Source organism: Moorena sp. SIO4A1, assembly GCF_010672065.1.
Lineage (GTDB): Bacteria > Cyanobacteriota > Cyanobacteriia > Cyanobacteriales > Coleofasciculaceae > Moorena.
The window spans coordinates 20,702-40,132 of the sequence record NZ_JAAHHX010000012.1; the positions used below are offsets into that span (position 1 = coordinate 20,702).

The window sequence follows — 19,431 nt, forward strand, 5'->3', positions numbered from 1 at the left end:
CCATTTATCGTAATACTATGAAAGGAAACTACACCAAAACTAATAGGTCTGTCTATAGACTTACTGTACATATTGTATTAGTGACTAAATACAGACGAAAAACCATTACGGACGAGGTATTGACCAGACTCAATCAAATTTGTGCTGATACTTGCGTGAAATGGGAGTGCAATTTGATTGAGTTCAACGGAGAAACAGACCATATTCACTTGCTAGTTGACTTAAACCCAAAGGTGGCACCTGTAAAACTGATCGCAAACATCAAAACCGTTACCAGTCGTCTGATACGTCAGGAGTTTTCAGAACACCTGGAGAAGTTTTACGGTGATCAACGGGTTTTCTGGACAGGTTCGTATTTTGTAGCTTCCTGTGGGGGAGTAACAATAGAACAATTGAAAAGTTATGTTCAAAGCCAAAATACCCCGTCGGGCAATTCCCCTCCCGTTAAATCAAAGATTATAACGGGAGACCCCTTGCCCGTTTAGTTGGGAGTTTTAGTCAACATAATAACACTAGAAATAGCATCGCATTTTTGTTACAAAAGATTAAGAAAACCTGGGTACAAAACTAAAGTGCAGAACTCAATCATTCGATTAAATAGTATTTGATTAAATCTATGTATTGTAAAGAAATTTAGATAAAATAACGTTCACTTGTAATGAATAACAATATCCAAACTAAGAATCAGTTGTGGTAGGTTACACTCTTTGATTGGCCATATTCAGGAACTTGGTTAACCCAGGTTTAAAGATAAGTTTCACCGTTCCTGTCGGACCATTACGATTTTTAACAATGATGACTTCTGCCGTATCTCCATCTGGTGAATCTGGATTATAATAAGAATCTCTATAAAGCATCATGATTAAATCCGAGTCCTGCTCAATGGAACCCGATTCTCTCAAATCCGACATCATGGGTCGTTTGTTGGTGCGAGATTCCACAGCTCGACTTAACTGAGACAGAGCAACCACTGGGACTTTCAGTTCCCGAGCTAATCCTTTAAGAGAGCGAGTAATCCGAGACAACTCCTGAACTCGATTTTCACTACCACTGCCTTCCATTAACTGTAAGTAATCGATTAAAATTAACCCCAATGGGCTCCCTTGGGCTGCTTGAAGACGACGAGCATGCGATCGCATTTGCATCACAGTCTGGTTAGCGGTATCATCAATATAAATAGGCAAATCTGATAACACACCGATTGCTTCGCTCAAGGGTGCCCACTGATTTTGAGCAATGCGCCCAGCTCTGAGAAAGTTACTGTCAATTTTCGCTTCACTAGCTAACAACCGCTGCACTAGTTGTTCTCTTGACATTTCCAAGCTAAAAATTGCCACTGGCATTTTTTCAGCTACGTTACGAGCAATTCCTAACGCTAAGCTAGTTTTTCCCATTGATGGTCTACCAGCAATGATAATTAAGTCAGACGGACTTAACCCCCCAATTTGGGCATCCAAATCATAGAAGTCTGATGGAATACCAGGCAAATCAATACCCTGATTACGATTTTCTATATCTTGGAACGTTTGAACTAGGGTTTCAGAAATCGGGATTAGACCTTGCTGAGGACGCAATTGGGTGAGACTGAAAATTTTCTGTTCCGCTTGGTCAAGGACCGTTTCCAATTCCAAGGATGTCTCATAACCCAACTTAAAAATCTCGTTACCGGCTTCGATTAGCTGACGGCGCAGGTACTTGTCCATCACTAACTTAGCGAACCTGTCAATATTGACCGCTGAAACCGTCTGTTCAACTAGCTGAGCTAACTTAGCTTGACCCCCAACTTTCTCTAATAAGTCATTGTCATAAAGCCAGGTAGTAACACTCATCAAATCCGTCGGTTTACCCTGGCTATAAAGTAATAAAGCAGCTTCGTAAATGGTTTGGTGAATCCGGACATAGAAGGCTTTCGGATTCAGGAAATCACCAATTCGACCCATGGCTTCTGGGTCTAATAAAATTCCTCCGATAATAGACTCCTCGGCATCAATATTTTGGGGTGGTATAGAGTTACCAAACGCTGAAAAATCTGGTTTTTGAGTCATAGTAAACTAGTCGTCTATTGAGTTCAGGGTAAAGGTCAGCTATCAGCTATCAGCTATCAGCTATCAGCTAATGCGCTATGTCCCAGCGTCGAAGCCAAAGCCCATGCTACTTGAGGTGCTATTAGCTAATGCGCTACGCGCAAGCTACGCGAACAGCTAAAGCCTGACTAATACAATCTGAACAAATTAAGCACCTCAGGTGCGCTTTCCGTGATGGCGAGCAATACCTCGCCATCACGGGTCGCACCTGTTGTTTAATTGAGAGTTGACAGGATGATACAATCAACAGTCAACTCTCAACAAACTAAACAAACTATTAATTAACTTATTTGGGAACAACATGAATTTCTACAGTGGCTGTAACTTCTGGATGAAGCTTAATTTCTGCATTATAGAAACCAAGTTGACTAATCTCAGGGATAGTAATACCTCGGCGGTCTATTTCTTTGCCCGTAGACTCTTGGATTGCATCTGCCAAGTCTTGGCTGGTAACAGTACCGAAGATAGCATTATCTTCACCCAACTGCTTCGAGATAGTAAAGCGGCTAATGGTTTGTAGAGCAGTCTTCATCGACTCAGCTTGTCGCTTGATTTCGAGGATACGCTGCCGTTCTTGCTCTCTGCGCCGCTCAACTTGCTTGAGAACACCAGAGGTAGCCCTAACTGCAATTCCTTGGGGAATCAGATAATTGCGAGCATAGCCGGGAGCTACCTCTACCAAATCACCGTCTTTTCCAAGTTTATGAACGTCTTTGCTTAAAACGACTTGTACACGTTTTACCATAGTGTTTAATTTCGGGTATAGTTTAGAGTGAAGGATAATGCTTCGACAAACATTCCATCTTACGACAATTTGTAAGCGATCGCAACTTAGCGCTGAGTGCTGAGTGCTGAGTGCTGAGGGCTGAGGGCTCGGTGTCAATTAAAACACTTTGTGAACTACCCCAACCTACTACGTAGAGGTTGGGGCTTCCAGTTTCACGGAAGAATGCCTTAACTTGGACGGGCGTCCACGTCTTGGTCTTACTTCTTCTCCACTGGCGTTGACCTCCCCCGTCCCAGAGGAGGATAGCATTCTGATACCTTCTGCTCTGATATTTTTTGCTGCATTACCGTCCCTATCATGATGAGTCCCACAACTTGGGCAAATCCAAGCCCTTATATCTAGTGGCAACTCTTTTATTCGGTAATGACAATTAGAACATGTCTTGGAACTAGGGAACCATCGGTCTATCTCAACCAGTACTTTTCCCTCTTTTTCACATTTATAAGACAGGAAGTTTACAAAAGTTCCCCAGCTTAGATCAGATATTGCCTTAGCTAATTTATGGTTACGAACCATGCCCTTGACATTCAGGTTTTCAACTACTACTACTTGGTTGTTATCAACTATTTTTCTGGATAGTTTATGTAAGTAGTCTTGGCGGACATTTCCGATATGTTCATATACCTTAGCTACAATTTGACGCGCCTTTTTATTCCCACTGCTGCCTTTCTTTTTTCTGGCAGCGATGCGTTGTTTTTTTGCTAACTTCTTTTCGGATTTGGCTAAATGTTTAGGATTGCTGAATTTAGAAGTCTTGTTGCCGTCGTAAGTGATCGCAAAATCCTTGATTCCTAGATCAATACCAACAACCTTTCCCTCTGTAAATACTTTGGCGTTTAGTTCCATAGGAACGGCTGCGCCAACAGAATCATACTCCATCAATACTGAAGCGTAATACTTCCCAGATGGGGCTCTACTGACTGTTACAGTTTTTATTCCCCCATCTAATGGGCGATGAATTACTGCTTTGACAATGCCCAGTTTTCCTGGGAACTTTAAACAGTCACCAACTTGTTTTACATTTTGGGGGTACTGAATTGATTGACGATGATGGTATGACTTGAATCTAGGATATTTGGCTCTGCCCTCAAAGAAATTTTGATATGCACGACTAAGATTTAGACTCACAGATTGTAAAACCTGAGAATAACAATCTTTTAGCCATTCAGTCTCTTTTTGCTTTTTAAGTTTTGGCAGCATCGAGTTGAGTGCAGATTGTTTTAGCCCAAAACCTGTTTCTTTGTAAGTTTCTATACACTGATTTAAGGCATAGTTCCACCACCAACGAGCACATCCAAAATGCTGAGCTAATACTTGGACTTGCTCTTGTGTGGGATAGATTCTAACTTTGACGGCTTTATGTTTCACTGCCCTCAACCTTACTATCGACCTTGTTTATTATATAAATTTCGCAGTAAAATGTCAAACTTTGAATTCAAGTTCTCGGTTCGCTATCCATCCCCAACCTCTACGCAGTAGGTTGGGTAATTCCGCGACTCTTGTTAAACCCTTTCGGGGATAACATATCCGCCAATAGGCAAAACTAAATCATCAGTAGGAACCGAAAATCCAGTTTCCTGGAGCGTCTGGATCTTGACTGTAATAGAATTCGGTAACTAGATCTAATATCTCTTGTTTGTCAATGTAACCATCATTGTTCTGATCGAAGCGTCCAAAAATTTCTTCAATTTGACTGTCGTCAATACCGTAAGCCTTAAAAAACTGTCGGTATTCTTCCAGAGTAACTTTATCGTCTTTATCAGAATCTAATAGGAAAATAATCCCTGCCGCTTTAGCATTGACTACTGCTTCGTTACCGTCGGTGTCACTCAGGACATTTTCGTGATAAGTCAACCATTCATCCAAGGTCACTTGCTGGTCTTGATTCTGGTCGGTAAATTTTTGCACGCCATTCCAAATCCTCATGTAAATAGCCAGAAGATTGTCATAATATGGCGACCCCGGTGTCCAACCCCTGATCGCAGCAAGGTTATCAGTAATCCGTTCAAAATCGGCTTGGGTTAAAACACCGTTTGTTTGCTGATCGTACAGGTTAAACAACCTGGTCAATTTTCTCTGCTGCAATTCGCTAAGCATGGGTTTTTTCTATTGCTTGGATTAACTAAATTTATTAACTCAACCTTGATTATAGTCCAACTAATCAAGGGACATATTCTCAAGGAAATATGTCCCTTGATCAAGACTTTATCAATAATCTTAGAATCGGTCTTTCATCTCCCGTAACCGTGCAAATGTCTTAACGGGTTCTTTTGCCTGAACAGCCGACTGTAGGGCAGGGTCTTCCCAACGTAAAAATGGATTGGTGTGCTTTTCAACCCCTAACTGGGAGGGTACCGTTGCCTCTTTACGATGACGCGCCTCTTGGACTTGGGCAAATCTCCCTTGTAAGTCCGAGTTTTGACCATCGACACTCAGGGCAAATTGGAGATTTTTCAGGGTGTACTCATGAGCACACCATACTCGTGTATGATCTGGTAAATCCCTTAGCTTGCTCATGGATTCTACCATTTGGCCTGGTGTTCCTTCAAATAGTCTGCCACAACCGCCTGCAAAGAGGGTGTCGCCACAGAAGAGTTCACCGGTTTCACCAGGGACTACTGGGGGAAAGTAGTAGGCAATATGTCCTCTGGTGTGTCCGGGAACGAACAAGACTTCACCAATCCGATCACCAAACTCGACGCGATCGCATTCTTCTAAAAACACCTGTTGACCAGGAATCCGACCCCGGTCTTCAGCTCCCCCATATACACACACATCTGGAAACTGCTGCATCAACTGTCGATTTCCCCCCACATGATCCATGTGATGGTGAGTGTTGAAAATAGCCACTAATTCAGCATCCAGTTCTCTCAGACGCTGTACCACTGGTTTAGCCTCGGCTGGATCAACAACAGCAGCAATATTCCCCTTGGCGTCGTGTAATAAGAAGATATAGTTGTCAGAAAGGGCTGGAAGTCGATGAACCTGCATAGTTTAACACCATCTGTTTAACTTACAATTTATATACCAAAGGGAACAGCGGATCTGGGAACAGCGGATCTGGGAGTAGGGAGTAGGGAGTAGGGAAAAGGTAACAAAAATTATCACAATTCCTACACGGATTGGTATAGTTTTTTTTTCTCAACAACAGATGCTATATATAGTATACCTTACCTACCTAATTTTTATTATTAGAATTTTTTGTTAAAAAACATTATTTTTTATATTCCTTATTTTTTCTACTATTATATGGTAATATTTGGTTTTAAATTTTAACAATTTTCTCTTACATAATCCGAATTTAACTGACACGACGTTACCCTTGAACACACTTCCTAAGTAATCAGTAATCGGTAATCAGTAATAGTTAGCGAATCACCAATTACCCATTATCCATTACCAACTCACTATAGGTAGGATTCCTGACACTATTTCATCTTAGAAGTGTATGGATGTTCGGTTAACCCATCACATATTGGTAGTATTGTCAACCTCCATTACTAGGGGAATGCGCTAGACTAATGATCATATTGGATAGGAACTATTTCTCCCTGCTTGCCCCTAGGCTATAGCCCCCAAAGCAAAGGGCTGCTTCCCTAGCTAATTCTATTACCGATTGTTCTCAAGTCCCAACCCTCAATAATTTTAATCTAAGTTAAACACTGCTCTCACAGAAAATTAACAGAAGATGTCTAGATTAAATTATAGGACTTACGCAGAAACCCGGTTTCTTAACGTAATTACACCGATTTCAGCCTTTGATTGATCAAGATAAACCCGGTTTTAATAAACTTAGTGCGTAAATCCAGCAATTATCAAAGCCCAGTCATTCAGGAACTGATTCAAAACCACTATCAAGCCCACTGCGTCCCAGTCGATCTACCCTTTTGTCAACAGAATCTTATGCTAGTAGACCATCAAACCCCCAAATCTAATCACACCACCCGTAATCCCTTAAAAAAAGCAGGAACTTATGTATCACTGTTGTTACTGGGAGCAGGGTTAGGCTTTTCCGGCGGTTATGTAGCATTACGTAACTCTGTTCCCGAATCCACATCCCCTCAAGCAATTGTCCCTCAGAACAAAACAGCTAGGCTTCCAGGCAGTAAACCTGTGGTGACTCAAAATCCCAACTTTATCACCAATGTGGTAGAACAAGTTGGACCAGCAGTGGTGCGGATTAACGCTTCTAGAACCGTCACCAGTAGAGTCCCAGATACTTTTAGAAACCCAATGTTCCGGGAATTTTTTAGGTTCCCATTTCCCGATGTACCCCAAGAGCGAGTTGAACAGGGTACCGGTTCAGGTTTCATTATCGATACCGATGGTTATATTCTCACCAATGCCCATGTAGTCGATAGTGCGGATAGTGTTAATGTAATCCTCAAAGATGGTCGCCAATTTAAAGGGACGGTAGTGGGAAGCGATCCCTTGACAGATGTAGCCGTGATCCAGATTGAGGCGGAAAACCTACCTACCGTTGCTCTGGGTGATTCCGATCAACTCACCCCAGGAGAATGGGCGATCGCAATTGGTAATCCCCTTGGTTTAGATAGTACTGTAACCACTGGCATCATTAGTGCTACGGGTCGTTCTAGCTCTCAAGTCGGTGTTCCCGATAAGCGAGTGGAATTTATCCAAACCGACGCTGCTATTAACCCCGGTAACTCCGGTGGACCCCTGCTCAATGCCTCTGGTGAAGTGATTGGCATGAACACAGCTATTATTCGAGGTGCTCAAGGGTTAGGATTTGCCGTTCCCATTAATACGGTGGAAGGAATTGCTGAGCAACTGATTGTTGATGGTAAAGTAGAACATCCTTACTTGGGCATCCAGATGGTAACCTTAACCCCAGAGGTTAAACAACAGATCAACAGTAATCCCAATGCTGGGTTGATGGTTGATGAAGAAAAAGGAGTATTGATTGCCAAAGTAATACCTAATTCCCCAGCTGCTAAAGCAGGATTGCGTGCGGGTGATGTGATCCGCAAAATAAATGATCAGCCAGTCAAAGATGCAACAGAAGTTCAGAAGTCTGTGGCTAAAACCAAAGTAGGTAGTGATTTAATCCTAGAGTTGCGCCGCAATCAACAAGATACCAAATTGACTGTGCGACCTGGTGCTTTTCCCACTGGTAAGTAGTAGTTAAGTAGTAGTTGAAACGGTTAATATCAAGTTCAGTTAATCCCTTTAATTATCGGGCTTTGGATCACATTAGCATTCAGCTGTCTGCTGAATGCTAATTGCTTATTGAATCACTAATGAATAATTAACCAGACTGGCATAGTGAAGTACCCCAACCTGCTTGACCTTTGGTCACGCTACGCGAACGCTGAGGTTGGGGCTTCCAATTCTCAACTCAAATCAGGGACGGTCTTATTCGTCTTTGAGGTTTCCCGCTTCATCCGCCGATGCCTCAACCAGAGGCGCGCGCCTGCTGGAATTGGTCTTACTCAGCGTCCACAGGCAGACATCCGCCTTCTATCGACGTATAACTTTTACGACAGACTTACCATGGAATTACAGCTCTATGGCTAACCAGCCGGGGCAAGTCTCTTCCCGGAGACGAAACCTTAGTAGAGTGGAGCCTTTATGGTTGGTCGGCTATGCATAAAAGGGTTAAAACTGTTTGATTAAGGCTCCACTCTACTTACGGTAACTTCAAACCCTGAGCTCTGCTAGTACTTTTACACCTTGAAGGTAGCCTTTTAGTCAGTCAGGCGGGTCATCAACCAACTTTATTCTAACACGATTCGCAACAAGTCCTCGTCTCGCTATCCATCCCCACCGTGAAAGACGGTGGGGAATTCCGCGAGTTTTGTTAAACATAGCTTTGCCACTCGTCCCCTGTTAAGGACTCGGTGGCAACTGCCTGCTGTAGCCCCGTTTGATTCATTAGCCAGATCTGATTTTGTCCGGTAGTGCCATTACGCAACAGGACATCGTCAAAACCATTATCGTCAAAGTCCATAGTACCACGAATTTCCCACTCACCGCTGATTGGTGCTGAGTCAATGAACACTGACTCTACATACTCAGTACCATCCATCCGCCAGTAGTAGACATCTTGGTTTTGAGTATTGCGCCACAGAATATCCGCGTCACCATCGTTATCTAAATCTCCAGCACCTTCCATTTGCCATAGACCGTCTTCTGGTACTACCAAATTCTGACCATCATTCTCCCTGGTAATCAAGACTCCCTGATCCAGCTCCGTGCCATTCATCAACCAAACCGCATTTTCTCCGGTTTCGGTATTACGCCAGAGAATATCTTCTTCTCCATCACTGTCGAAATCTCCCGTGCCACGGATTTCCCAGTTGAGGTCTGATACCTGGGTGCTAGATGCTCCGCTTTTGAACTCAAAGCCTTCCATTAACCAGAAGCCAACATCTCCGGTATCGGTATTACGCCAGAGAATATCCTTTTGCTCATCGCTGTCGAAGTCTCCAGCACCACGCATCTCCCAGGGACTGTCAGCTGGTTCCGATTGAATCGAATTTGACTGACCCAAGTTGGTGCCATCCATGATCCAGGCAAGATTGTTTCCAGTTTCGGAATTACGCCAGAAAATATCCGCAGAAGGGGCATCAAGTTCATTAAACTCAATGAAGTCAATTCGGGTCAATTCGCCGCCATCAGAAGTACCGTTAATTGTGATCAGGTCTCCATTCTCGATGAATACGGTACTGCTAATTTGTTGATTGACAAAACTATCAGCATTAGGCGTATTACCAGCACCAGGAGGGGGGTTATTGAAAGTTAAAGTTGGCAATTCGGTATCGCCAATAGTGATATCTATGGTGCTATCCCCATCAGTCTCATCAAAGTAGCCCAACCTTACTTCGTAGTTACCAGTAGGTAGGTCAAAGGTTCTAGTAGCAGTACCAGAATCCTCAGATATCCTGATGACTGAACCACCCTCAGCATCGCTATTATTCTCAATTACAAAATTCGTTAGATTTGGAAAGCTTTCAGCTTGAATTTTTACCATAATTTTTCTTTACTCAAAAATAATAATCTGTCGCTTTTGACTAGTTATTCGGAAATGTTACCTAGTCTGCTTTTCAGTGTTTACTAGGGATTCACCATCACAAGGTTACCCATTAAATATTTCATGACTTTATCCTTTGATCAGGATAATTTGGTCACCCCCCCAGGTTTCTATGATGGGAGGCTTAGTTATGGTTCAACAGTACCCTTAAGGGTACTTTTTGGCTCTGTCCTGTTTGCTAAACTGTTAACTTAAATTACCTAAAATTATTGCTGTGTATAGCTTTTAAATTTTGATAGGGTGCATCTCACTTTTGGAAAAACAACACTCAAAACCCTTGAATGCTAATATAATGTCATGATATATTTCAATAAATATAGCGTTTCTAGGACTCATGAGGTACACATTATTTTTTACCTCTTCCCTCTTCCCTTCCCCTCCTGGGAGGGGTTAGGGGTGGGTTCCCTCTTACCTGCTCCCTGCTCCCTGCTCCCTACTCCCTAAAAACCAGAAATTTGTACCTCAAAAGTCGTAGAATTGCTATAAGCTATCTATATCTAGCAGGGATAAATAGGTCATGAACAATCTTGATGATTTATAATAAAATCAAAAAATATTCGGAACTATTTACTAGTTTTCCCTGTTCTCTGTTACCTCTTTTTATCAATGCTATGTTTACATCTCATACCGAGTTGCATTCAAAGAGAGTAGATTGGTTGGATAGGGAGATAGGGAGATAGGGAGATGGGGAGATGGGGAGATGGGGAGATAGGGAGATGGGGAGATGGGGAGATGGGGAGATGGGGAGATGGGGACCCACCCCTAACCCCTCCCAGGAGGGGAATATGGGGAGATGGGGAGATGGGGAGATAGGGAGATTGGCGGAAGAGAAAGTTGTACGTTTGACCGCAACTTGGTATCAAATAAAAATACTATAGCAAGTATAAAATAGGTGAGGTACAAAACAAACAGGACTTTGTACCTCACCAAATTAATAAATGCTATAAAATGCTATAAAATTGTTAATTGCCTGCCTGCCTTCCAGCCTGCATAATTATTGCTTTAGTTCTTCCTCAAGCATCCGTTGATAAACCTTTGGCAAGTGCTTACTCATGCTATTTGTTTCTATGCCATAACCTAGACTTGTCCAAGTACCAGACAACCGCCGCAAAACTTTATCTAAATTTCCTTGCCGCAATTCTTTGGGAATATCCATCCCCCAGGCTCTACTATCCTTGAGCCAATCGTGAACCACAGCATCCTGGAAGTGTGCCTCAAAGCTATACTGCTTCCAAAACAAAAAGCCTGAGGGTCTGGGGTGATAGCGTTGTGCCTTTTCTTTCCAGGTAAAATCAAGGAACTGATACCGTCCCGCTGCTGTGCTACATTTTCCAACATTAGGACCAGCGACTATGGGAACACATATTTCAGGATGACGCCTTAAATCAGAAACGTGTTGACCCCCATAGATAATCGTGTAGGGTTGGGGGTCATTGGCTTCACTAGCGGTGATAGTACGCATTAGGGCGCGAATGTAAGGATCTCCCCCCCTCATCACTAAGGGAGGGGTGCCGTGAATACTGGTAGGATAATCAGATAGCGATCGCGAAACCGGGTAGTAAGCCCATCTATTAAACACATGTCTGAGATAAATCCCCAATAATAAGCTCACTATCACTAAGGCTGAAATATTGTAAAATAAGCCTTTGAGTGTAAATTTATAGGAAGTATTTGGAAATCCTCTTAACTTTCCGTACTTCTGCCGGGGTGATGAAGACACTCAGTTGAATAATCCTTACTAGTGTTAATACTGTGAACTTAATAGTGTTCACAAAATGCCATTGACGGAACGTCACGCTAAGCGAACGCTCAACACTCCCTCAACCTACGTCAGCAAATAGCTGTTCCCAGCCTTGATCGGGAGCTTCTGCTGAGCTAACCACTTCTACTATTTTATTCCGAGCTTCCGGTTCCGACAGCGCCTCAACACAAACTTCTGCTACTTTGGTGCGAGGTATGCTACCTTCAAATAGAGTATCTGCCCCAGACATGACAATCGGGTCTGAGTTGTCTTCGTTTCTGAGACCACCTGGTCGCACAATGGTGTAGGTCAAGCCGCTTTTTTGGATATATTCCTCTGCTTGCTTCTTCCAGACCAGAATCAGCCAGAATAGGTTGAGGGGATGGAAAAACTGGGACACACAGAGAGAAGAAACCAATACAAAGTGTTCTACCCCTTTTTGCTTAGCAGCATCTACTAAATTTTTAGTGCCTTCGTAATCCACCAGGTAGGGTGCGGTTGGGTCAAAGGTAGGGCGAGCACCAGTGGCGCACAGCACTACAGTACTATCTCCGATCGCAGCACTGATGCTCTTGGGTTTGAGCACATCCCCCACCACTAATTCTGCTGCTGGTGGTAATATTTCTTGAGCGTAGTCTAAATTTCGCACTAAAGCCCGTACAGGAATATCACGCATAACCAGTTCCTGTACAATCCGCTTTCCTGTTTCTCCCGTTGCTCCAGCTACACATGCTTTCATAGCAATTTCCGTACAATTCACCTAGTAGCTTAGCCAGTTTACCAGTTATTCTGAGTGAAAATTAAACTAGGCCATTCAATCGAGAATTATTGGATTTTGTCTTGATGCAAAGCGCGAGTGGGGGTAACCCCCTGTTCCCTTGCTGCATAGCTTCCGTAAACCCCAACCTCTCGGTTGTATAAGTTTATAGGTCATGTGTTTTTCTAAGACTTTGTGGGTGGATCTAATTAAAACCTGCTATAGTCAGTGATCTAATAACTGATCTAATAACTGATCTCGCATCACCAGAAACCCAGCTAGATCAGTCCCCCAAACTTTACACTTGTTTACATAGCTCAACTTGTTTTTGTCCGACTCCTGATGAACTCAGCCAGAGGAGCTGGATAAGCAAGAGCGACCCATGGACATTTCTCAACTAGGCTCTCAACTAGTTTCTCAACTAGTCACAAGGCAATAAAATGAAGAGGATGAGGTATGCGATCGCATTTTATTAACCATCAGTCAATTGAGGCAAAACAGGTCGATTTGAATACTCCTGCTATAAAGGCCAACACTGACCCTATTGTTCCATCAGGGTCTTACTCAGGTAGTGAGCCGACTCGGTTTCAGTGTCATTTTCAAGACTGTATGGAGATGTATGCTTCAGCTGAGCAAGTGAGTGCCTATCTAAATACTCACCAGGATTGGTTTTGTCGCTGCGCTCATCCTATGAAAGTAGAACTGCTCACAGACAATGGCTATATCTTGACCATTGGTAGCTTTGGGGCGTTTGGCTATAGGGTAGAGCCAAAAATCGGTTTGGAATTGTTACCTCAAGACGAAAATTCCTATCAGATTCGGACAATTCCCATATCCAATTACGTCAGTCCAGGCTATGAGCTTGATTTCCAGGCATCTCAGACCTTAGTAGAAGTACCAGCAAGGGAGTATTTTCAAGACCATCAGCTGGAATCGGAGTCCATACCATCAGCGATAACCCGCGTGGAGTGGCATCTTGACCTGATTGTTTACATGTGGTTTCCCAAGGCAATTCAGAAACTCCCTCAGTCCTTGATTCAACGCACAGGCAACGGAATCTTGCAGCAAGTTGTGCGTCAAGTTTCCCGGCGTTTAACCCACAAGGTACAGCAAGACTTCCATAGCAGTAATGGTCTACCTATACCGAACCAATCACAGCGGTAAAATCTACAGTAATATTTACTCTAGGGGGGGTACAATACCAGTAAGCATTCAGCCGTCAGCTATCAGCTATCAGCTTATGGGCTACTTGAGGTGCTACGTGAACAGCTAAAGGTCTGTGGCCACGCTACACCGAACAGTTTATGCCCATAGCTTAGGCTACTAATTTTGCTTTTGAATAAAATAAGCTGACGGCTGACGGCTGATAGCTGAATGCTTACCAAGACCACACCCCTAGGTAAATTAAATCATCTACGGATTGCTAAGAATCTTCTGCACAATTTGCATGCCGGTGATGGCTTGCCAGCTGAATAGTCCCAAGAGTGCAACATTGAGGACGATGTGACTATAGCGAGCCCAAGTTTGACCTTTCTGCATTAATGGTGTTAGAGAGGCAGAGGTAGCAATAATTCCGGTCATGCCTAAACCAGCCAGCAAATGGGGTCCAAAAAACAACTTGCCATTGTTAATGTAGGTTACTGCCATACCTCCGATTGTACCGAGTACCATCATGGCTAGCAACGCTGAACCCACAAGATGGTGCTTAACATTATATTGACCCTTAACTAGCGCTTTCTTTTCGTCACCTTCCGCCGTTCTAGTCTTTTGGATTTTCAAGCCCAGATAAAGAGCATAGAAGGCTGCCGCTAGGAGCACCCACATCAGTAAGGGGTGGAAGAATTGAGACCAAAATTTAACAGACTCTGGCAGGTTCATAATGTTATGTCAATTTTCAGGAGCTTCATGAAAATTAACATAACATAATTGCCGTTATCAAGTCTAATGTGCTAATAACTCAGTTAAACAATATGGTACTATAGCTATGCTCCTTGTCGCTGAATTTGGGGATTGTTAAGGATGTAGAAATGTTGCCATTGCATGGTAGTTGCCATTGCATGGGTTTGGTAAGCGATCGCGTCTTGCCACTGATGCCTAAATCAATTCCGGGGAAAGATACAGGAACAGAACTGTTAGCTTACCCCAGTTAGCTTACAGTTTGGCGTTCATATCCGTATTTCTTGCTGCCCATCTCCCCCAAGCGCACCCCTGAACACCCCGTCAGCATACCAAGTTGCCTTTATAATCTAGTCCCTGCTCACCTGCTCACTCCCTCACCAGTTCAAAGGATAATATCTTTGATTGATCGCAACATTGATCGCAACTTGGTATCAATGTTTTACGAGAGGACTAAAGCACTAATAAACATAGCCTAATAGACTAGCCTAATAGACATAGCGAGGCATCTCGCTCAAGGCGTTCCAGGTGTGTTCACTAACTACACCATTGCCTAGCAAACCCCTGTCGAGTTGGAAGCGTTGCACTGCTTCGAGTGTCAGGGAAGCGAAGATGCCATCAATCTCAGCGGTATAGTAGTCACTAATCCAAAGTACTTCTTGGACTGTTTTGACAGCCTCACCAAAACTACCAGGATGTATAATTGGCATATTGATGGGAGTACCACTCAGAAGAGCTTGCCAGGTCTTTTGGTCTACAACACCAGTTGCTCTGAGAAATACCTTTTGCTGGTAGCCTTGCACAGCATATTCAATCTCTGTGTCAAAGATACCATCTAATGGACCAAAGTAATATCCCCGGTGAGCCAAGATACTTTGTAATTCTACCACATAAAGACCAATGAACCCTAGATAAAGAGTGTGCTTTCTGAGCCAAGCAGTGACACAAGCACTGGTCTGGGAGGTTTCCAAATTAATCAAAGCTGTCATGCTAGATTTCCCTGATGAAATTTTTCCTGGCATTCTTCATAATCAAATATCTGAGGTTGAGCAGGGGTGATTTAAGTTTTAATAAGTTGTTAACCTTCTGCCAGTAAAGCGTGATTTGAATCACTGGGTAACTATGTATAGTGTTAAGTGTTGACTAGTGATTGTTGACTTTAGGGATGCACAGCCAAGGCTTGCATGCAGTAGCTAACATAAAACGTTCCATGTAGTTACCCCACTTTACGTTTATTTATATATACCCACATAGAGGTTTCAAAATTTATAGTTAATACCAAGTAGCATTGATCGGTAGGACCCTCTATCGAGAGTTTACCCGTCTGATGGTATCTTGCCGTCTTTGAATGCAATCCCTCTGATGGCAATGTCATACTATAGTTCTTTATATAGTGCTTTGCAGCTCATTAAAATACACTGTAGCCTCTCGGAAGCTCCTACTGCAATCACCGGCTGTATTGTATTCCAATCAAGACTGCGTTTGCATTTAACTCAGTAATGAAACTGTTTGTCCCAGGTCGCCTTTGTCTATTTGGGGAACATAGTGATTGGGCAGGAGGCTATCGCTGCCTAAATCCCCAGCTGGAAAAGGGCTACACCTTAATCACCGGAACCAATCAGGGAATTTATGCTCTGGTCTTATCTCATCCGACCGAGCTGATTATTCGTACTTCCCTGAGGGTGGGTAAACCCACCGTTTCTATTAGTGTACCAATGGAAAGGAGTGCTCTGCTCGCTGTTGCTAAAAAAGGCGGTTTTTTTAGTTATGCTGCTGGGGTTGCCTACCAGTGTCTCTGTCGCTATCCTGTCGGTGGAATTGAAATCGATAATTACCGCACTGACTTACCGATCAAGAAAGGGCTATCCTCAAGTGCCGCAATTTCCGTCCTAGTTGCCCGCAGCTTCAATCTCCTGTATGACTTAAACATGAGCCTCCAAGAGGAAATGGAGTTAGCCTATCTAGGGGAAACCACCACCCCTTCCCAATGTGGTCGGATGGATTTCGCCTGTGCTTATGGCAATCGACCAATCATGATGATGTTTGATGGTGATCACACCGATATTACTGAACTCAAGGTACCTCGGAATCTATTTTTTGTAATTGTAGACCTCGGTGCCAGTAAAAATACCCAGGAAATACTCGGTAAACTGAATCAGTGCTATCCATTCGCCACTAACGAAATACAACAGAATGTTCAGCACTATCTTGGTCCAATCAGTTCTAAAATTACTCAGGAGGCAGTTGAGGCTCTGGAAAGGGGTGATGCTGAACGGATTGGTGCCTTGATGAACCAGGCACAAGCTGAATTCGACCGCTATCTTATCCCTGCTTGCCCTGAGCAATTAACTGCTGGAGTGCTGCACCAAATCCTGAATTATGAACCAATTCAACCTTATATCCTAGGGGGAAAGGGAGTTGGCTCTCAAGGGGATGGCAGTGCACAATTTATTGTTAAAGACAAGGAAACTCAACAAAAGTTAATTAAAATTATTGAGCGTGATTTTCCCCAAATGGAATCTTTGGCGTTAACGATTTATGCAGACCAATAACGTTCGCAAAGCTGTAATTCCCGCAGCGGGTTTTGGAACCCGTTTGTTTCCAGCAACCAAAGTGGTAAAAAAAGAGTTATTTCCGATTATTGACCGGGATGGTAGGGCGAAACCAGTGATTATGGCGATTGTGGAAGAAGCGGTCAGTGCTGGGATAGAAGAAGTGGGGATTGTGGTGCAAAAAAGCGATCGCAAACATTTTGAAGAATTGTTTAAGTCCCCCCCCAAACCCGAACTCTTCGAGAAACTCTCTCCAGAAAACCAAGCATACAGCCAATATTTACAGGATTTAGGCCAGAGAATTACCTTTCTGATTCAAGAGGAGCAAGAAGGCTATGGTCATGCTGTATTCTGTGCCAAAGAATGGGTAAACGATCAGCCTTTTCTATTGTTGCTGGGGGATCATGTTTACACTTCTGACCATGAAAATTCCTGTGCTAGTCAAGTTCTAAAAGTTTATAACCAGGTTGATCAGAGCGTTGTTGCCTTGACCGTAATGCCAGGAGAGATTATTCATAAAGCCGGTTGTGTGACTGGGATTTGGGAAGAGTCAGAATCACAGTTGCGTGTGACAGAGCTTTATGAAAAGCCTACTCTTGAGTATGCGCGAGCCTATCTCCATATGGAAGGAATGGCGGAGGATCAGTTTTTAGCGGTATTTGGTATGTATGTACTTAAGCCGAAAATTTTTGACTATCTTGAAGACCACATCAACCACAATATCCGTGAAAAAGGTGAATTTCAGCTCACATCCTGTCTTGATAAATTGCGACAAGAAGAGGGCATAACCGGTTATCTAGTTAAAGGCAAGTATTTTGATACCGGAATGCCCCAGTTTTATCGACAGACCATAATTGATTTTCCCAATTAAACTTAGGTGACTTGATCTGATTAATCCTGTTTTTTTAATCCTGTTTCTCGAAACTAAGGGAAGCAGAATTCATACAGTAGCGTAAGCCTGTTGGTGGTGGTCCATCGCTAAACACGTGACCTAGGTGAGCGTCACAGACAGAGCACAAAACTTCTGTCCTGCGCATAAATAGGCTGTTATCAGGTTCCTCCTTTACATTCTCTTCTTTGATAGGTGCGTAAAAACTGGGCCAACCTGTCCCAGAATCATATTTGGTATCGGAGTTAAATAGCTCTGTGCCGCAACAGATACATTTGTAGATACCCTTCTCCTTATTGTTCCAGTATTCTCCAGTGAAGGCTCTTTCCGTTCCCTTCTGTCTGGTGACTTTATACTGTTCCGGTGTTAGCTGCTCTTTCCACTGTGCTTCAGTCTTTTGGACTTTACTAACCATGGCTGAATCCTTGTAATAGTTTTTTGTTGATACGTGGGAGGTGAGAGATCACCAATAGGGTGATCTGGTCTTTTGTAAAAAAAAGACACGTTTTGATACTTAACTTAACATTTTCTGGCACACAAGAGATGGGTATTTTAGGGCGTGTGGGAAGTTTGGGGCGTTTGGGAAGATGGCCAGGGTTTGATGACGGGTAATAATTCAAAGGTAATTATTAGCCCATGAGATGAATGGTGAGATAACCCTTCCGTGTCTACCACCGCTAAACGTCATAGTAAGTTGCGGTCAAAGGTATAACAGAAGTCAGAAGTCAGAAGTCAGAAGTCAGAAGTTAAACTCTTCCTAGACTTAGGTTTGAGACTTTTGTCATGTCCTAACTGCCCTGGCGACTGCTATATAACTTTCTTTTCCCCCAATCTCCCCATCTCCCCATCTCCCCATCTCCCCATCTCCCCATCTCCCCATCTCCCTATCTCCCCATTCAACCAATCTACTATCTTTGAATCCAACTCGTATCAATCTTCCTGGGGATACTCATCCCACAGTTTGGTTACTTGTCGTATGCTCTGGTAATTACCATTGCCAACAATCAAGTGATCCAATACCGGAATACATAAGAGTTGACCTACCTGTAATAACCGTTCCGTTAGAGTAATATCTTGAAAACTTGGGTCAACACTGCCAGTGGGATGATTGTGAGCCACAATTACCTGTGTTGCTCCCTGACGCAGCACTTCTCGGAAAATATCCCGGGGATTAGCAATGGTTTCTGTTGCGGTACCAACAGTAATAATCTGAGTACCTAACAAATGATTCTTAACATCCAGTAGCAAGACAGCAAATCTTTCATGATTTTGCCACATTAAGTCATGACTCAAAGATGCTGCTGCTGAGGCTGGACTATCAATGATTACACCTTCTGTTGGTCGAGACAGAAATGCCCGTTTTCCCAGCTCCACTGCTGCTAAAATCGTTGTGGCTTTCGCTAGTCCAACACCATGAATTTGGGTCAATTCTTGAGCTTTAATATTCCGCAACACAGCCATTGGGTCTCGTTGGTCTTTGGCAAGTTCCTGTAAAATCAACTGTCCCAAACCCATGGCAGAAAGCTTTCCTTTGCCTTGACCTGTACCTAAAAGAATTGCTAGCAGTTCCGCTGTCGCCAGATTTTTAGCTCCTAGAGCAACTAATCGCTCACGAGGACGTTCACTGATGGGAATATCAGCAATTCTCAGACAATATGTCATAGATGTACA

Annotated in this window: 21 protein-coding genes; 9 read left to right on the top strand and 12 right to left on the bottom strand. The window is 43.2% G+C overall.

The window, feature by feature from the left end; genetic code table 11:
- Positions 1 to 17 precede the first annotated feature (17 nt).
- Positions 18 to 485 carry an IS200/IS605 family transposase gene (tnpA, locus tag F6K53_RS12145; protein ID WP_293036295.1) on the top strand — a complete coding sequence of 156 codons (468 nt, stop codon included), beginning with the start codon at positions 18 to 20 and terminating at the stop codon, positions 483 to 485.
- Between the two features lie 213 nt (positions 486 to 698).
- Here the strand turns inward: tnpA and dnaB are convergent, their stop codons facing one another.
- The 5 genes from dnaB to gloB all read right to left on the bottom strand — a co-directional run bounded on the left by dnaB (position 699) and on the right by gloB (position 5,862).
- The gene (dnaB, locus tag F6K53_RS12150; RefSeq protein WP_293080872.1) at positions 699 to 2,045 is read right to left on the bottom strand and encodes a replicative DNA helicase; all 1,347 of its coding nucleotides are present in this window, start codon (positions 2,043 to 2,045) and stop codon (positions 699 to 701) included.
- A gap of 325 nt (positions 2,046 to 2,370) precedes the next feature.
- Positions 2,371 to 2,829: a 50S ribosomal protein L9 gene (gene rplI / locus F6K53_RS12155; protein ID WP_075901951.1), complete on the bottom strand. Its 459-nt coding sequence runs from the start codon at positions 2,827 to 2,829 to the stop codon at positions 2,371 to 2,373.
- 168 nt (positions 2,830 to 2,997) lie between these two features.
- Entirely contained in the window at positions 2,998 to 4,239 is a 1,242-nt protein-coding gene (locus F6K53_RS12160; protein WP_293072531.1) for an RNA-guided endonuclease TnpB family protein, read from the bottom strand.
- 183 nt (positions 4,240 to 4,422) lie between these two features.
- A complete protein-coding gene (locus F6K53_RS12165) occupies positions 4,423 to 4,968 on the bottom strand; it encodes an EF-hand domain-containing protein (protein ID WP_293036303.1) in 546 nt (181 codons plus the stop codon).
- 120 nt (positions 4,969 to 5,088) lie between these two features.
- Positions 5,089 to 5,862, bottom strand: a complete 774-nt coding sequence (gene gloB / locus F6K53_RS12170) for a hydroxyacylglutathione hydrolase (RefSeq protein WP_293072529.1) — start codon at positions 5,860 to 5,862, stop codon at positions 5,089 to 5,091.
- A gap of 912 nt (positions 5,863 to 6,774) precedes the next feature.
- On the opposite strand from gloB, the gene F6K53_RS12175 reads away from it, so the two are divergent.
- Positions 6,775 to 8,013 carry an HhoA/HhoB/HtrA family serine endopeptidase gene (locus F6K53_RS12175; RefSeq protein WP_293071844.1) on the top strand — a complete coding sequence of 413 codons (1,239 nt, stop codon included), beginning with the start codon at positions 6,775 to 6,777 and terminating at the stop codon, positions 8,011 to 8,013.
- A gap of 144 nt (positions 8,014 to 8,157) precedes the next feature.
- Complete coding sequence (locus tag F6K53_RS12180) at positions 8,158 to 8,409, top strand: hypothetical protein (RefSeq protein ID WP_293071835.1); 252 nt, start codon at positions 8,158 to 8,160, stop codon at positions 8,407 to 8,409.
- A 283-nt stretch (positions 8,410 to 8,692) separates the two neighbouring features.
- Here the strand turns inward: F6K53_RS12180 and F6K53_RS12185 are convergent, their stop codons facing one another.
- Complete coding sequence (locus tag F6K53_RS12185; protein WP_293071836.1) at positions 8,693 to 9,865, bottom strand: VCBS repeat-containing protein; 1,173 nt, start codon at positions 9,863 to 9,865, stop codon at positions 8,693 to 8,695.
- Positions 9,866 to 10,222: 357 nt separating this feature from the next.
- Here F6K53_RS12185 and F6K53_RS12190 point away from each other — a divergent pair, with 357 nt between their 5' ends.
- Positions 10,223 to 10,369 carry a hypothetical protein gene (locus tag F6K53_RS12190; RefSeq protein ID WP_293044114.1) on the top strand — a complete coding sequence of 49 codons (147 nt, stop codon included), beginning with the start codon at positions 10,223 to 10,225 and terminating at the stop codon, positions 10,367 to 10,369.
- Positions 10,370 to 10,665: 296 nt separating this feature from the next.
- Positions 10,666 to 10,803: a hypothetical protein gene (locus F6K53_RS12195; protein ID WP_293029577.1), complete on the top strand. Its 138-nt coding sequence runs from the start codon at positions 10,666 to 10,668 to the stop codon at positions 10,801 to 10,803.
- Between the two features lie 116 nt (positions 10,804 to 10,919).
- Here F6K53_RS12195 and F6K53_RS12200 read toward each other — a convergent pair whose 3' ends face one another.
- Positions 10,920 to 11,645, bottom strand: coding sequence for a glycoside hydrolase family protein (locus F6K53_RS12200; protein WP_293044112.1), 726 nt, complete (start codon positions 11,643 to 11,645; stop codon positions 10,920 to 10,922).
- Between the two features lie 100 nt (positions 11,646 to 11,745).
- On the bottom strand, positions 11,746 to 12,405 hold the full coding sequence (locus F6K53_RS12205; protein ID WP_293071839.1) for an NAD(P)H-binding protein: 660 nt from the start codon (positions 12,403 to 12,405) through the stop codon (positions 11,746 to 11,748).
- A 474-nt stretch (positions 12,406 to 12,879) separates the two neighbouring features.
- On the opposite strand from F6K53_RS12205, the gene F6K53_RS12210 reads away from it, so the two are divergent.
- Positions 12,880 to 13,587 carry a DUF1997 domain-containing protein gene (locus F6K53_RS12210; RefSeq protein ID WP_293071840.1) on the top strand — a complete coding sequence of 236 codons (708 nt, stop codon included), beginning with the start codon at positions 12,880 to 12,882 and terminating at the stop codon, positions 13,585 to 13,587.
- A 249-nt stretch (positions 13,588 to 13,836) separates the two neighbouring features.
- On the opposite strand, the gene F6K53_RS12215 is transcribed toward F6K53_RS12210, so the two are convergent.
- Positions 13,837 to 14,301, bottom strand: a complete 465-nt coding sequence (locus F6K53_RS12215; protein ID WP_071105518.1) for a DUF4079 domain-containing protein — start codon at positions 14,299 to 14,301, stop codon at positions 13,837 to 13,839.
- A 113-nt stretch (positions 14,302 to 14,414) separates the two neighbouring features.
- On the opposite strand from F6K53_RS12215, the gene F6K53_RS12220 reads away from it, so the two are divergent.
- A complete protein-coding gene (locus F6K53_RS12220; RefSeq protein ID WP_293029592.1) occupies positions 14,415 to 14,573 on the top strand; it encodes a hypothetical protein in 159 nt (52 codons plus the stop codon).
- Positions 14,574 to 14,807: 234 nt separating this feature from the next.
- Here the strand turns inward: F6K53_RS12220 and F6K53_RS12225 are convergent, their stop codons facing one another.
- Positions 14,808 to 15,308, bottom strand: a complete 501-nt coding sequence (locus F6K53_RS12225) for a peptidoglycan-binding protein (RefSeq protein ID WP_293071841.1) — start codon at positions 15,306 to 15,308, stop codon at positions 14,808 to 14,810.
- Positions 15,309 to 15,818: 510 nt separating this feature from the next.
- Between F6K53_RS12225 and F6K53_RS12230 the strand changes: the two genes are divergently transcribed.
- Positions 15,819 to 16,871, top strand: coding sequence for a GHMP kinase (locus F6K53_RS12230; protein WP_293029605.1), 1,053 nt, complete (start codon positions 15,819 to 15,821; stop codon positions 16,869 to 16,871).
- A complete protein-coding gene (locus F6K53_RS12235) occupies positions 16,858 to 17,742 on the top strand; it encodes a UTP--glucose-1-phosphate uridylyltransferase (RefSeq protein ID WP_293071842.1) in 885 nt (294 codons plus the stop codon). Before F6K53_RS12230 ends, F6K53_RS12235 begins: the two co-directional genes overlap by 14 nt.
- Positions 17,743 to 17,776: 34 nt before the next feature.
- Here F6K53_RS12235 and msrB read toward each other — a convergent pair whose 3' ends face one another.
- Together msrB and radC are read right to left on the bottom strand one after the other, a co-directional pair.
- Positions 17,777 to 18,175, bottom strand: coding sequence for a peptide-methionine (R)-S-oxide reductase MsrB (gene msrB / locus F6K53_RS12240; protein ID WP_293030700.1), 399 nt, complete (start codon positions 18,173 to 18,175; stop codon positions 17,777 to 17,779).
- Between the two features lie 515 nt (positions 18,176 to 18,690).
- Entirely contained in the window at positions 18,691 to 19,422 is a 732-nt protein-coding gene (radC, locus tag F6K53_RS12245; RefSeq protein ID WP_070394266.1) for a DNA repair protein RadC, read from the bottom strand.
- Between the last annotated feature and the right edge of the window lie 9 nt (positions 19,423 to 19,431).

Excerpts from the sequence above, each read along its gene's own strand:
- tnpA (WP_293036295.1), top strand. The coding sequence starts at position 18 with ATGAAAGGAAACTACACCAAAACTAATAGGTCTGTCTATAGACTTACT.
- dnaB (WP_293080872.1), bottom strand. The coding sequence starts at position 2,045 with ATGACTCAAAAACCAGATTTTTCAGCGTTTGGTAACTCTATACCACCC.
- rplI (WP_075901951.1), bottom strand. The coding sequence starts at position 2,829 with ATGGTAAAACGTGTACAAGTCGTTTTAAGCAAAGACGTTCATAAACTT.
- F6K53_RS12165 (WP_293036303.1), bottom strand. The coding sequence starts at position 4,968 with ATGCTTAGCGAATTGCAGCAGAGAAAATTGACCAGGTTGTTTAACCTG.
- gloB (WP_293072529.1), bottom strand. The coding sequence starts at position 5,862 with ATGCAGGTTCATCGACTTCCAGCCCTTTCTGACAACTATATCTTCTTA.
- F6K53_RS12175 (WP_293071844.1), top strand. The coding sequence starts at position 6,775 with ATGCTAGTAGACCATCAAACCCCCAAATCTAATCACACCACCCGTAAT.
- F6K53_RS12185 (WP_293071836.1), bottom strand. The coding sequence starts at position 9,865 with ATGGTAAAAATTCAAGCTGAAAGCTTTCCAAATCTAACGAATTTTGTA.
- F6K53_RS12190 (WP_293044114.1), top strand. The coding sequence starts at position 10,223 with ATGATATATTTCAATAAATATAGCGTTTCTAGGACTCATGAGGTACAC.
- F6K53_RS12195 (WP_293029577.1), top strand. The coding sequence starts at position 10,666 with ATGGGGAGATGGGGACCCACCCCTAACCCCTCCCAGGAGGGGAATATG.
- F6K53_RS12205 (WP_293071839.1), bottom strand. The coding sequence starts at position 12,405 with ATGAAAGCATGTGTAGCTGGAGCAACGGGAGAAACAGGAAAGCGGATT.
- F6K53_RS12210 (WP_293071840.1), top strand. The coding sequence starts at position 12,880 with ATGCGATCGCATTTTATTAACCATCAGTCAATTGAGGCAAAACAGGTC.
- F6K53_RS12215 (WP_071105518.1), bottom strand. The coding sequence starts at position 14,301 with ATGAACCTGCCAGAGTCTGTTAAATTTTGGTCTCAATTCTTCCACCCC.
- F6K53_RS12225 (WP_293071841.1), bottom strand. The coding sequence starts at position 15,308 with ATGACAGCTTTGATTAATTTGGAAACCTCCCAGACCAGTGCTTGTGTC.
- F6K53_RS12230 (WP_293029605.1), top strand. The coding sequence starts at position 15,819 with ATGAAACTGTTTGTCCCAGGTCGCCTTTGTCTATTTGGGGAACATAGT.
- F6K53_RS12235 (WP_293071842.1), top strand. The coding sequence starts at position 16,858 with ATGCAGACCAATAACGTTCGCAAAGCTGTAATTCCCGCAGCGGGTTTT.
- msrB (WP_293030700.1), bottom strand. The coding sequence starts at position 18,175 with ATGGTTAGTAAAGTCCAAAAGACTGAAGCACAGTGGAAAGAGCAGCTA.
- radC (WP_070394266.1), bottom strand. The coding sequence starts at position 19,422 with ATGACATATTGTCTGAGAATTGCTGATATTCCCATCAGTGAACGTCCT.